Origin of the sequence: Colwellia psychrerythraea (assembly GCF_000764185.1) — a bacterium.
Lineage (GTDB): Bacteria > Pseudomonadota > Gammaproteobacteria > Enterobacterales > Alteromonadaceae > Colwellia > Colwellia psychrerythraea_B.
This window is the reverse complement of the sequence record NZ_JQEC01000002.1, coordinates 265152-280123: the sequence shown is the minus strand read 5'-3', so window position 1 is coordinate 280123 and position 14972 is coordinate 265152. Positions and strand designations below refer to the sequence as shown.

Here is a 14972-nt window from a genome sequence, read left to right as displayed (position 1 = left end):
TTAAGCCAGCTCCTGTGTATTCACTTCTTGCTCTAATTGCTGAATTAACAACGTTGTTACTAATTGCGCTAAACCTAATACGGTTGGCTCTTTAAAAAAGGACGCTGGCGGTAGATCTACCTCATATAAGCTACGTACTTTTGATAACATTTGTACACCCATTAACGAATCACCGCCTAATTCGAATAAGTTGTCATGAATGCCTACTTCTTTAATACCTAACATACCAGTCCAAACTTCGGCGATACCTTGTTGCAATTCATCTTCTGGGGCAATGTAAGGAGTGGAAATATCTGGTCGTGCATATTCCTCTGAACGTGGTTCTGCAATTGGCATCGCTAAATCAGCCACCAGTATATTGCCTTTGGTTGCTTGTATTCGGGTGTGCAAATCAACAGTAGAAATTAGTATTTGCGGTACCACCGGAGCAGAAAGAATACGTTGCATTACTTCAAGCCCTTGGGTTGGAGTGATACCAACGTTATCAGGCATTTCCATATTGGCTGCCATACCGACTTCACGCCAACTATCCCAATTGACGGCAATAACAGGAAAATTATTCTGCTGCGCATAGCGCTGTGCAATACCATCAAGGTAGGCATTTGCTGCAGCATAAGCGCCTTTTGCTAAACCACCCGCAATACTTGCTAACGAAGAACATAAAACGATAAAATCAAGTTGTTGGTTTGCCAATGACTCCAGTAACAATTGAGTACCGCTTACTTTAGCTGCAAACATGTCATCAACAAAGTTGCGATCTGTAGCGCTGATCAAATTGGTAGCACCATTACCAGCGGCATGAATAACACCATTTATTTCACCAAACCTTGCCAGTGCTTCGCTAATAATTTGTTGGATTTGATTTTTATTAGCGACATCTGCTTGGCAGAACATCACTTCAGCTCCCAGTCCTTCGAGCTTTGTTAGCCAGGTTTGTTGTTTTTCATTAGGGCTATTACGTCCTAAGAGTACTAATTTTGCTTGCACTGTAGTTGCTAAATGTTCAGCAACAACTGAACCTATACCACCTAAGCCTCCAGTGATCAGATAAACCCCTTTTTGCCGATATACGGCTTTATCTTGTACTGGTTTTGCTAAAGCTTCATAAGTTAACTGCCAACGATTATGATGGCGATAAGCCAATACTAAGTCATCGTCTGCAGCGATGTCTGTCACTAACCAATCTAACCAAGTGGCATTAAAATGAGTACCAAAATCAATTAAACGACAATGAATATTTGGAAACTCTTGTGGAATAACCTTACAGGCACCTAGTAAAGTGGTTTGTTGGGGGAGTACATCATCATGACCTGACACATCCAACATCCCTTTTGTTATCAAAGATAACTGAACATTTTTTCCTATTTGAATAGTTTCTAGCGCTTGTACTAAGGTTAATACACTTAATAGCCCTCGCTCTTGCGTTTGTTCGAAGCTTGTTGTATTTGAAACTGACAAACTCCAAGTATGAAAAATCTGAGTAACTGAACCATGGGTTTTATTCACTGTACTTAATACTTGCTGATAATCTTCGCCATCAGTAGCACGGACAATAAATTCATTTTCTGAGGTTTGCTTGAAAGCATCTCCCAAACGCAGACAAACTAAAAATTCCGCATCGTTAGTCAGTTTATTGATCAATGTTTGACTAATATCATGGTCATCGATAAACAATAAAGTCCCGCCTAAACTTGGATTTTCAATAGGGCTAGAGAGGCAACGTTTAAACGATGGCATGTAAAACCAATTTTCTAGAGGCTTGGCAACAATACCGAGGTTGTTATTTTGTAAAGTGTTGAACGCTTCTGGCTGAGCCTCTACCCAAAAGCGTTTGCGCTCAAATGGATAGGTTGGTAAAGCAATACGACGAGGTGCCTCAGTATATAAACTTGTCCAATCAATATTGACACCTTCTAACCATAAACGACCTAGAGTAGTAGTAACATGCTGAGCTTCTTCTGTATTTTTACGAACATGCGGTAGTGATGTTACTACGCTTGCCTGCTCTTTAACTTTTGGATCCCGGCCTGCTAATTGACTTAATACATTATTTGGTCCAACTTCTAATAAAACAAAGTTTTGCGTTGCAACTAAGGTACGTAAACCTTGATGGAATCGCACAGTTTGTGTCAAATGTGCTGACCAATATTCAGGATCGGTCGCTTGCTGATCCGTAATCCAGGTACCAGTAACATTGGAAATAAATGGTATATTCGGCGTTTTCCGTGGTAAATCTGCAATTAAAGCGGCCAAACCATTACCCGCTTCGGCCACTAAAGATGAATGAAAAGCATGAGATACATGTAAACGCTGTACCGCAATTCCTGCGGCTGTCAACGTGGCTTCTGCTGCGGAAATCGCTGAATCCGTACCAGAGATAACACAATTTTCGGGGCCATTTACTGAAGCTAATTCACAACCAGATTGTAGGTAAGCGACTAATTTTTTTTCTGATAAAGCAACCGATAACATGCTGCCACTTGGTTGAGCCTGTATTAATAAGCCCCGTTGGGCAACGATTTTTAATGTGTCTGCAAAACTAAAAACACCGGCTAAACAAGCCGCGACATATTCTCCAATGCTGTGGCCGATCATCGCATTAGGTTTTATCCCCCACGCTTGCCATTGTTTAGCGAGCGCATATTCAACGGCAAACAATACTGGCTGAGTGAGCGCAGTTTGTTTTAACTGTTCGGCGGCATTTTCCGCTTGATTATCATCAACAAAAATAAGTTCAGCAATATCAAGGTCTAAGTGCGGTTGAAAACCTTGGCGACAACGATCAAATTCAGCTTTAAAGACCGCTTCACTACCGTATAAGCTTTGTGCCATATTGATATGTTGTGAGCCTTGACCTGGGAACATGAAAACAACAGGACGATTACTATCAACCATCGAATGGCTCTGAACACGTAATGGGCTAGCGTCAGCGATTAATGCGCCTTTGGCCTGGTTAGAGTTTTGAGCAACGACAAAACTACGATGATTAAAACCTTTACGGCCAACCTGTAAGGTATAAGCTGCATTTTGCCATTGTTCAGCAGGCATTTTCTCTAACCATTCAGCCAAGTTAGCTTGTTGATTAGTTAATGCGCTTGAGGTCTTTGCTGATAATGGCAATATCTGCCAGTTACGCTGAGGTGCAATGTTTGGTTGTTTGGGAGCTTCTTCTAAAATAACATGTACGTTAGTACCACCAATACCAAATGAACTAACACCTGCACGGCGTGGCCCATTTTCATTAGTCCAAGGCATAGTCTTATTAGCAACATAAAATGGACTATTATCAAAATCTATCTCCGAGTTAGCCTTTTTATAGTGCAAGCTCGCTGGAATGATGCCATTTTTTAACGATAATACTGTTTTTATCAGCCCGGTTACGCCTGCGGCAGCATCTAAATGACCGACATTACTTTTTACTGAACCTACAGCACAATATTGATTTTTGTCGGTGCCTAAACGAAAAGCTCGCGTTAATGCAGCAATTTCAATAGGATCCCCTAATACAGTGCCCGTACCATGGGCTTCAATATAACTGATAGTTTCTGGTGGTGTATCCGCCATTTCCTGCGCCGCAGCAATCACTTCAGCTTGACCATCAACACTTGGCGCTGTGTAACCGGCTTTAGTATTACCATCATTGTTCATCGCAGAACCTTTGATTACCGCATAAACGGTATCACCGTCAGCAATGGCATCTTCTAATCGTTTTAATGCTACCACACCTGAACCTGAACCGATGATAGTGCCTTGAGCCTGCTCATCAAATGGACGGCAATGACCATCTGGCGACAAGATAGCGCCAGGTTGATAAACATAACCGCCTTCATGCAATAAGTTTAACCAAGCCCCGCCTGCAAGAGTCATATCAGCCTCATGATTCAATAAACTACGACAAGCCATATGAATCGCAGATAATGACGTTGAACAAGCCGTTTGTATGGTAACAGCAGGGCCTTTTAAATTGAGTTTATAAGCTAAAGTCATGGTCATAGCGTCTTTGTTATTACCATTCATTAATGCTTGTAGTGATGAAATATTACCTAGATCGTTAAAACGGCCACTTTGCATAAGGTTGGTAATTAAATAAGTATTTACACCACAACCGCCATATACACCAATGGGGAAATCACAAGCATCACCGTGATAACCAGCACTTTCCATTGCTTGCCAAGCAGTTTCTAAAAATAAACGTTGTTGTGGATCTAACTCTTCGGCTTCACGGGGCGAGTAACCAAAAAAAGCTGCATCAAATTTGTCTTGATCAGGCAATAAAGCACCACAAGCTACAAAATCTGGGTCAGAAATTTTATCTTCCGACACGCCCATATCTCGTAAGGTTTCTTCATTATATTGCTCAATGGATTCGACGCCATTTTTTAAATTCTGCCAAAAAACATCAACATTTTCAGCGCCAGGAAAACGGCCCGACAAGCCGACAATGGCAATATCAGTCTCTGAGGATAATTCTGTAGTTTCTGTATTCATGTTAGCTTTCCACCCTTGTCCGAGTTTTTTTCAAGAAGGTTTGGCGTTGACGCTTACCGCGTTGAGATGCCTTTTGTATATCGCGGTTAATCGATGTCGTCTGACCGCTTTGCAGTTGTTCAAAATAGTTTGTCATCGCACTGACACTGGTCATATTAAACAAATCCAGCATAGTAAGTTTGACTTCAAATTCAGCTTCTAGTTGTTGTTGCATTTGACCGAGTAACAGCGAATGACCACCTAAATCAAAGAAATTATCCTTCATGCCAACACGTTCAATGCCTAATACCTGCGCCCAAATGTTAGTGACTTTTTGACCAATAGTACTGATTGGTGCTTGGTAATTATTGCTGCTGTTCCATTGAGGCTCAGGTAAATTCTGGCGATCTATTTTACCATTAGTAGTCACAGGTAATTGCGTAAGCACGGTAATGACACTTGGCACCATATAATCGGGCAAATGCTGTGATAACGCTTGTTTTAAGGTGAGTGCTGAAATATCGTCACCGCCCACATAAGCGACTAAACGTGGTCCTGTACTACTTTCTTTTGCTAATACAACCGCTTCTTTTACGTTAACTTGCGTCATGAGTTGAGTTTCTATTTCACCAAGCTCAATGCGTAGACCACGGATCTTCACTTGGTGGTCAATTCGACCTAGATAGTCTAATTGTCCTTGAACATTCCAGCGCACTAAATCGCCGGTGCGATACAAACGTCCGCCGTTATTAGCAAATAAATCGGCAATAAAACGATCGGCGGTCAGATCAGGACGAGCCAAATAGCCACGAGCAATGCCTAGTCCACCAATATATAATTCACCACTAGCTCCTTGCGGAACGGGATTCAAATCGCCATCAAGTACGTGCACTTGACGATCACCAACCGGTCGGCCAATCGGTACTTGTTCAACGTTAGTATTGGTATCGGCTAAACTAAGCCAAGCAGTTGGTGTAATAATTGTTTCTGTTGGACCATAAGCATTAACTATACGCGGAGCAGAAAAAGCACGATGAGCATCGTGGTAATCAGCTCTATTAAATGCCTCACCACCAACGATACAAATGCGAATTTGCTGATAACTGTTTAATAATGGTGTTAACAAGCGTAAATAGGCTGGTGGCAAATGTAACGATGTTACTTGGTGCTGGGTAATTAAACTGGCAACATTATCGACAGCCAATTGCTCTTTTCTTGCCAACACAATAGAGCCGCCAGCAGCTAGTGGTGTCATCCATTGTTCACCAGCAGCATCAAAATTAATCGAGAAAAACTGCAGTTCACGGTGCTTTTCATCAATGCCATAAACCTCACTAATAGTTTGAATATGCATCGACAATGGTCCATGTGTAACAGCAACACCTTTTGGTCGACCTGTTGAACCTGAGGTATAAATCACGTAAGCCAAATGTTGATCATGTAATAGAACGTTGGGGTTATGATTTGGCAGCTGCGTTAAATTCAATTGTTCAACATTCAATAGCGGCACACTTGAATCGGGTAAATTCACCTGTAATGCTTGTTGAGTCAGCACAAATTGCACACCGCTATCGGCAATCATGTAGGTTAAACGATCTTTTGGATAAGCGGGATCTAACGGTACATAAGCCGCCCCTGCTTTCCAAATGGCAAGTAAAGCAACAATCATCTCGAAACCACGTTCTAATGCCATACCAACCCGATCTTCTGGCTGAATGTTTTGTTGCAATAAATAATAGGCTAATCGGTTGGCGGCTTGATTAAGCTCAGCATATGTCATCGTTTGTTGAGCAAAGATTAAAGCCGTTGCTTGCGGCTGTTGTTCTACTTGTTGTTCAAACAACGCGTGTACTGTTGGAGTTTTACCCGTAAAAATGGCTCCTGCACCCCATTTAGTTAATTGGCTATATTCATCATGGCCAAGTAATTTAACTTGTTCTATGTGTTGATTTGGCAGTTCGGCAAAAGCCTGTAATAACGTTACATAATGCCCGGCCATACGCTCGATTGTTTCGGGAGAAAAGAGTGTTTTAGCATAGACAAATTCAAGAACAATTTGATCATTTTCTAGCTCATAGCTTTCAAGTGTTAGCTCAAATTGCGCAGCAACATCAATTGTTTGCCAAGTGTTTTGAGAAGAAGATGCAAGTAAGTCGTGCCAACAACTACTATCGTGTTGAGAATGACTAAACATCACCTGGAACAAAGGATGCGTATCGGCACTACGCTTTATTTGCATTGCTTCAACTAAATATTCAAAGGGTAGATCTTGATGTTCTTGCGCACCTAAAGTGATTTTTTTTATTTGCTCTACTAAATCAGTTAATGACATCTGTCCGTTAACTTGGCTAGGGATCACTTGCGTATTGGCAAAAAAGCCTAATAAAGGTTCTGTTTGTGGCCAATGGCGATTAGCTATGGGAATACCAACACGAAGATCTGTTTGACCACTATGGCGGTACAATAAAGCGTTAAAATTTGCCAGCATGATCATAAATAAACTGGCTTGTTGATTTGCACCTTGCTGACGTAATTGCTGAACGAGATTCATCGGTAACTCTATACGGTGATGAGCCCCTTCATATTGATTGCTGGCCGTTCTGGGGAAATCTGTGGTTAATTGCAAAATAGGTTGCTCTTGACCCAACTGTTTAGTCCACCAAGCCAATTGTCGTGCGGTCTCACCTGATGCTAAATACTCTCTTTGCCATACAGCATAGTCTGCATAGGTGATTTTCTGCTCTGGTAAAATAACTGGCTGGCCGCTGTACTCTGCTTGATAATGTTTTGCAAGCTCGTCGAAAATTATTTGCATCGAAGCACCATCAGAAATAATATGGTGCATCACTAACATTAGTTTTTGACCTGCGTCACCTAGCTTGAATAAAACGGCACGTACCAACGGCCCCGTACTTAGATCAAATGATTGCTGACTAAAATCTTTGCTTTGACTCGTTAATGCTTTTTGTTGTAAATCTCCCTCTAAGAAGCTTAAATCCACAACCTTTAATGGCCATTGCCCTTGAGTCTGTAATATTTGAATGGGCTGCCCAATATTATCGACCGAAAAGCGGGTGCGTAATACCGGGTGCCTGACCACCAACAAGTTCAATGCTGTTTGTAAATGCTCAGCACTTACTTTACTGTTTAAGTCTAGGCATGCACCAATATTATAAGCACTGTTTTGTGGATCTATTTGCCAAATGAACCATTGCCTTGCTTGAGCATGTGACATAACTACCGCTTGCTCTGCGATAAAATTATTATGAGGGATCAATACTTGTTTTACTAAAGTTCGCTCACTGTTTACAGCCTGCTCAATCGTCATAGCTTGGTCAGTAAGTAGAGGGAGCTCAAACAATTGTCGCAAGGGTATTGTTATCTGCCACTCTTGCTGTATTTTGCCCAATAGTTGTGTTGCTTTTATCGAGTTACCACCACAGGCTAAAAAATGCGATCTTTTACCAAAACCACTGTTATTTGGTAAGAGTTTGCTCCATATATCAGCTAATTTTTCTTCTGTTTTCGACAATATTAACGTTGAACGTTCAGCTATCAACGATTGACCACGCAGCATTTTTCCATGAGCATAAATGGCATAAGCTTCTTCTGCTTGGTTTTGCCAAATGGTATGACAGGCCCTGCGTTGCAGTTTGCCACTTGACGTTTTTGGTAAAGAACCGGGTTGCATCATAATGACAACACTGACGGTGTCACCACAAAGTTCGGAGAGAATGATAGCAAGGCGATCAACAATTACTTGTGGGCTGATTTGTTTTTGTACCCGCCGAGCAAGTTCAAGTGCAATACCAATGCCTTCCCCCTCTAAACCTTCGACAGAAAAAGCTGCCACTCGACCTTTACGAGCATATTCAAATTGACTTTCAATGCACTTCTCTAGGTCTTGTGGGTATAAATTTCGGCCCCGGTTGATAATGAGATCTTTGGCTCGACCAACGATATATAACTGTTGGGCAACTGAAGCACCTAAATCTCCAGTACGTAACCAGCGTTTATTGTCTTGTTCAACAAAAGTCGCATCAGTCGCTTTTGCATTTTGCCAATATCCTTGTGCAATACTTGGACCACTGGCCCATATTTCGCCGACTTGACCATTATTTAGCGTGTCGAGGCTGTTTGGGTCAACAATTTTAAGCTCATGAGCGCTCACCGTATAACCGCATGCCACTTGTTTAGTGCCGCCTTGCTTAACAAATTCTACTTGCCCTTTTGCTAAGGCTTTATTGTCAAAATCTTGAACTAATAATCCTGAAAAACGCTGACCGCAGGTTATAAATAATGTAGCTTCCGCTAAGCCGTAACAGGGAACTATGGCCGCGCTATTAAAACCAGTTGTCGCCATATGATCAATAAAAGCAGTTAAAGTGTCATGACGAACAGGTTCAGCACCGCTAAAAGCCACTTGCCAACAAGATAAATCTAATTCGGCCAATACATTGGCTTTAATACGCTCAACACACAATCGGTAACTAAAATCTGGGCCACCACTTACTGTTGCCCGATGTCGAGCAATAGCGGCTAGCCAACGAATAGGTTTTTCGAGAAAAAATCGTGGTGACATCAATACACATTTTGCACCTAAATATAAAGGTTGCAATAAGCTGCCAATCAGTCCCATGTCATGATATAGCGGTAACCAAGAGACAATGACATCTCCCTGTGTGCTATTAAAACCTTCTGTAATCGCTACCTCATTAGCCATTAAATTACCATGACTAACCATAACGCCTTTTGGATCAGCAGTAGAACCTGAGGTATATTGTAAAAATGCAATATCATCTGATTTTGGGGCATAACTTTGCCAATCATCATTTTGCTCAAAATCTCTAGTATCAATGTTCAACAATTGACAAGTCTGCGCGCCTTGTTTAACCATGTTTTCCATCGCTAAATTAACAAGTCCATGATCTTCGCTTTTCGCTAGTATCAAATTAGCCTGCGCATTAACGCCAATACCAACGACACGTGCTAAGTGCTGCGAGCGGGCTGACTCAGGTACAAATAGAGGCACAGCAATTAACCCAGCATACAAACAAGCTAAAAAACTGACGACATAATGCTCATTATTATCGAACATTAATAAAACACGATCGCCCAACTGACTATTAGCTTGTAAATAAGCAGCCAGATTTCGACTACGGGTATTGAGATCTTGATAAGTTAAACTAAGTTCACTTAATTGTCCTTGCTGTTCACTCACCACGACCAAAGCGATATCTTCAGGTTGGTGGAGGGCTAGCTGTTGTACTCTAGTCACTATATTGAGTGCTCGAGCACTAGATAAAGGTAAGCTTGTCTGTGTAGACGTCTCTGTCATTGTAAATTCTACCTATTGTTGACCCATTATGGCTTTCACATAAGCTCTATGTGAGGGCTATTTCGGAGTGACCTTGTAAGCAGTGGTTATTAGTGGGAACGTGATTCTGTAACGCTTGGGTAATACGTTTTAAAACAAGAGATTGCTGATCTTGAATATAAAAATGTCCACCAATAAACTCATGAAAAATTATCTTTTTAGCGCTATGTTGCTGCCAAGTCGAAAGATTATCTAAACTAATATCATCACTTTTTCCGCTTAGTACTTGCATAAAAAGAGGTAAAGGGGAAGTTTTTTTATACTGAAACCCTTGTAACAATCGATAATCCGCAGCCAATATATTAAGGGTCATGTCTAAAAGTTCAGGGTAATCAAATAAGGCTTCGGCACTCCCACCCTGTTGACGTAGATTAGCGATTAAAGCATCGCGGTCATGAGTATCAGGAAAGCGACTTGGATCAAATTTATCAGGTGATGGGCATGCAGATAACAGCAATATTTGGGGTAAAGCGAGTTGTTTAGATATACTGTTTTTTGCGGCCAGTACTTGGCAAATACCATAAGCCAGTAAGGCCCCCATGCTATGGCCAAAAATAGCAAATGGCTGTTGCATATAGCCCTGATAATCATCAAGTATGCTTTGAACTAAAGCATCAAAATCTTCCAGTGCCGTCTCATTTAAACGTGTGCCTCTACCGGGTAACTCTACAGGTACTATATTGACCCAATTTGGTAAAAACCTACTCCAACGTAGATACATAGAAGCACTTGCTCCTGCACAGGGTAAGCACAGCAGATTAATTGATGCTTGGGCCAGCACGATTAGAACTGCTCCACTTTTTCTGCTTGTTCGGCCATCCATTGTCGTAAAGATTCAGGGCGCATATCGGTCCAATGTTTATTGATATATGTTTGCACTGTCGCTTTATCGCCTTGCACCTCTGGCACTGCTTGCCAGCCACCTGGAATTTCTTTCCATTGTGGCCAAATAGAATATTGTTTTTCTTGATTTACTAAGACAATAAATATTTGATCTTCGCGATCAAAACAGCTTGTTGACATAATATCTCCTTATTAAATAAGCCGGGATAGCTTAATCTCTGCTGATACATTCAAGGTCATAACACAGCTCTATGCTGCGCTACCTTACAAGTGGGATTTATCTTTAACAGACGAAAGTAAATGAGAATTGTTTAATGTAATACGGATATTTATGCACATTGGTTAGAAACGAGCGCGAAAAGGCTAGAAGTAAACTGGTATTAATAAAACCGATTAAAGGGAAAGTATTGGCAGTCTTTGATAAATAGGACTAAATAACGACCATATATTCAATGGCTGTAGAGATAAGAAATAATGGATAAGGAAGAGTATCACAAAGAAATGTGGGGAAGTTACTGTGATACTTTTATCTTATAGAGCTCATACTAAATAGTAGCAGTAGGCGGTGCAAATCCAGTCATAAGCCAAAGGTGAGTCGCTTTATCGTAAGCTTGCCGGTGTAACAAGTCTGCATTAAGCCAAGCATTAAGACGCTGTATGTCTTGATGCTCAATAGGTGTATCATGAACAGGGTATTGAGCCCATTGCCATGCAGTTTCCCATATTTTATCTTTATCAGCTGCTGTCATAACATCCCTTGCTTATTTCAATCATTATCGATTTTAGGCAGACTACCATAACGCGAGGTAAAACAAAATATCCTATAGCCACGCCGGAATATCTGTTTATCCCTAAAACCAATACTTCAAAATGGCATCATAGTGTTCATTCATAAAGCGTTCGACAGTTCGATATTGTAGCCATTGCTTCTTTAATCATAATATTCACTAATGCCGCCGAACATCCTAGTTGTTCAGCAATTTGACGTTGTGTTAAACCATCAAATCGGTGTAACTCAAATACTCTTCTTGTCCGTTCAGGTAAGTGTGCAATCACTTTGATAACTGCATCTAAGAGTTGAGACTCAGCCATGCCGTTTTCAATATTCAAACCAGAAGAGGCACAGGTAATCGCCACCTCCTGATTGTTAAATTCACGGTAGCCTGCTTCAACTTTCTTTTTACGACAATAGTCGATAGCAATGTTACGTACAACTTGGCAACAGTAGCTAAATGGTTTATCTACTTTTCGCGCACAGGCCCCTTTTACCAATCGAATATATGCGTCTTGCAAAACATCTTCTGCAATATGTTCCATTCCAACAATCTTTCTTGCTATTGCGTTTAATTGCTGACGATTAGCCACAAAAACTGCTGCAAGATCAACCGTGGCCAGACATTCTTTCATTCCCATTCCTTCGAAATACTAAAGGCGACTAGGTTCCCACTTGCTAAGTATAAAGTCAAATGATAATTGTTATCATTTGACTTGGGTTTATGCTACAACATTAACTTTATTTTGTTTAGCTGATACCGTTTTTTCTGATAATTGACCATGCTCCATTCTTAATAATCGATCAGCACAATCAAAATACTTATCGTCATGAGAAATCACTAATACTGTTTTTCCCTGAGCTTTAAACTCTGGCAGCATTTGTCGATAAAAAACATCTTTAAATATAGGATCCTGATCGGCAGCCCACTCATCAAAGACCAAAAATGGCCGTTGCTCTAAATGGGCAACCACCATAGCCAAACGCTTACGTTGTCCCTGTGATAAAGCCCGAGTAGAGAAGGCGCCTTGAGTGACATGGACTTTGTGATTCAACTGTAATTTAGTCAGTAGTTGATTAGCTGTAATATCGAGCTCATCAGAAGGAATATCTAACAATTGCTCAAATAAATAAAAGTCAGAAAAAATGGCTGAAAAACATTGTCGGTAAGTATCAATGTTTCCGGTACCGACAGCTTGGCCATTTAACAATATATCGCCACTATTACTTTGATATAATCCAACTAAAAGTTTTGCTAAAGTTGTTTTTCCACTGCCATTACCGCCAACTAAGAAAACAATCTCGCCAGGTTGAAAGCTCAAGTTAACTGGGCCTAAAGTAAAAAAATCATCTGATGCTTCATGATAAAACTGATGAGTGACAGCCTTAAGCTCTAAACGTTGAAATTTTTGTGATTTAAGTGGTGTAAGTGTCGGATCTGATCCATTCGATAAATCTTCGACTACGGCTTCAATCCTTATCGCTGCTGCTTTTGCAATATTAGCTGCAGGTAATGCTTTCAACAGGTTTTCCAAAGGCGCAATCATATAAATAAAAACTAACACAAAACTGGTTAGGAGCTGATTCCGATCAGGCGAGTCATTCACCAATGCAAATAATACTAAACCAATAAAAGCATAAATTAAAAAGCTGCCCCAGGCGGTAGAAATAACAAAAACCGACATACCGACAGTGCGTTGCTTGCGAACTTCCTCTATCGATTCACCAAGCACGTTTTCCTCGAAACGTTGACGTTTGCTTGCATGTAAACGTAATTCTTTAGCGCCATCAACTAAGGCTCGAAAATGACCAAACAAACTATCTTGTTCTTGAGCCGCGCGATTTAGGTACTTTATCGCTTTTAAATGAACCTGATGATAACCCATAGATCCCAAGCCGAGTACCAAGAGCGCAATTAGAAATATTTCTCCCGATAACCAAGCGATATAGACCATACAACCAGTCACAATAATGCCATTTACTACTATCACAGGTAAACGGACAAAAAATTCTGCAACTTTTAAACAATGCTCTGATAAAGCTGATTGTACCCGAGCACCACCCACTTCTTCTAATAACCGATAATCAGCATGAAGTACTTTTTTTGAAATATGACGACGCAATACTGCATGTGCCTGTTGACTTAATCGCTCAAATAAAGTGGATGAAATTACCTGAAACACTAATACAGCCAGCACTAAACCAGAAAATGGCACAATATAATTACTGGCTTGAACTGAGCTTGCATTGAGTACCTGATTAATTTGTGCGAGTAATAAAACTACACAAATTCCGCAAATTGCACTTGTTAATATGGCAGCCGTTAATAACCAGCGCGATTGGTGAATTAAATACCGTAACACACTTACCCCTGTTAAAATTCTATGTTATTGATAGTAATAAGACGAAGTAGATTAGAGGTTGTTTATATAAATTTAGTTAAAAATTAATATTAGATATTGCACTAGGCTGTTGAGAAAGGTTAAAAGTAGGTTATATTCTCGGTAAATGGTATTGACTAATTTTCAACAAGTAATCACTGTAAATACTCTTTCGGCACTAAACTCAAATGTACCATAAAAACGAGTACCTATAGGTAAGTTAGGCCCTAGCATCTGGACTAATTCAAGTGTAAATTGACGGGTTGTAAAATTTATTTCTTTCATCTTCGCAGTGTCAAAATCAAAATAATGCTTCACCTCCGGATACAATGCTTTAAAAAGGCTTTCTTTAGCGGAAAAAATAAGTGTTAACATGACGGGATCGGGGTTGTTATATGTGCCTACAAGTTTGTATTCAGATTCGATAAGTATATTTTTAACAATATCTTTGGCTACTTTTTGGTTAAGAATATTTTCCGCATCTATACCAATTCTATCTACATCTTTTTTATTTGCCACAGCACAGATGGCAAAATCACTAGTGTGGCTCAATGAACCTAAAAAATAATCTGGCCATATTGGTTCTCTATTTGCCCCAACTCCCACAGTTGCTTTGCTAGAACCTAATGTTATTAAGGCTTTTCGTGCTAAATATCTACCAGCAACAAATTCAGATTTACGTTTAGCCACCGCGTGAGTGAGTGATTCATGAAGGCTCTCATCAAGAAGATGTTTTGTATTTGAATCTGAGTAGCCGTTCGTACAAAAATCACACTGGTAACAAATACCTGGGAATCCAGGGATTTTCTTTTCATAAATATTCTGAATATAAGAGGGAATTGAATAACTTAACATGTTGCAGCCTACATCTTAATCTTAAAAGTCCACTATACCGCAAAATGGACTTTTCCACTTTGGTCTTGAAAATATTTAAAATATTTGAGTATGTTCACTTAATAAATATTTGAATAAACCTCATCAACTGCATCTTAATACAATACTAACTGAGTTGTGTCATGAACGTGTTTTATCGGCAATGATAATACTTGGACCTGCTATCAGTCAGCTGATGTAAATAACAATATTTTTTATCGATTTAATGCGCAATTATTGAAGCAATTAAACAGCTTGT

Annotated in this window: 8 protein-coding genes; all 8 read right to left on the bottom strand. The window is 40.2% G+C overall.

The window, feature by feature from the left end:
- Positions 1-4488: a type I polyketide synthase gene (locus GAB14E_RS21065; RefSeq protein WP_033080393.1), complete on the bottom strand. Its 4488-nt coding sequence runs from the start codon at positions 4486-4488 to the stop codon at positions 1-3.
- Position 4489: 1 nt separating this feature from the next.
- Positions 4490-9805 (bottom strand): non-ribosomal peptide synthetase, encoded by a 5316-nt coding sequence (locus tag GAB14E_RS21070; RefSeq protein ID WP_052093386.1) that lies wholly within the window; start codon positions 9803-9805, stop codon positions 4490-4492.
- 46 nt (positions 9806-9851) lie between these two features.
- On the bottom strand, positions 9852-10625 hold the full coding sequence (locus GAB14E_RS21075; protein WP_197061134.1) for a thioesterase II family protein: 774 nt from the start codon (positions 10623-10625) through the stop codon (positions 9852-9854).
- Positions 10626-10627: 2 nt separating this feature from the next.
- Positions 10628-10867 carry an MbtH family protein gene (locus GAB14E_RS21080; protein ID WP_033080392.1) on the bottom strand — a complete coding sequence of 80 codons (240 nt, stop codon included), beginning with the start codon at positions 10865-10867 and terminating at the stop codon, positions 10628-10630.
- A gap of 365 nt (positions 10868-11232) precedes the next feature.
- A complete protein-coding gene (locus GAB14E_RS21085; RefSeq protein WP_033080391.1) occupies positions 11233-11436 on the bottom strand; it encodes a hypothetical protein in 204 nt (67 codons plus the stop codon).
- A 136-nt stretch (positions 11437-11572) separates the two neighbouring features.
- A complete protein-coding gene (locus GAB14E_RS21090; protein ID WP_197061133.1) occupies positions 11573-12094 on the bottom strand; it encodes a sigma-70 family RNA polymerase sigma factor in 522 nt (173 codons plus the stop codon).
- Between the two features lie 87 nt (positions 12095-12181).
- Complete coding sequence (locus GAB14E_RS21095) at positions 12182-13822, bottom strand: cyclic peptide export ABC transporter (protein WP_033080389.1); 1641 nt, start codon at positions 13820-13822, stop codon at positions 12182-12184.
- Between the two features lie 162 nt (positions 13823-13984).
- A complete protein-coding gene (locus GAB14E_RS21100; protein ID WP_033080388.1) occupies positions 13985-14695 on the bottom strand; it encodes a 4'-phosphopantetheinyl transferase family protein in 711 nt (236 codons plus the stop codon).
- Positions 14696-14972: the final 277 nt, after the last annotated feature.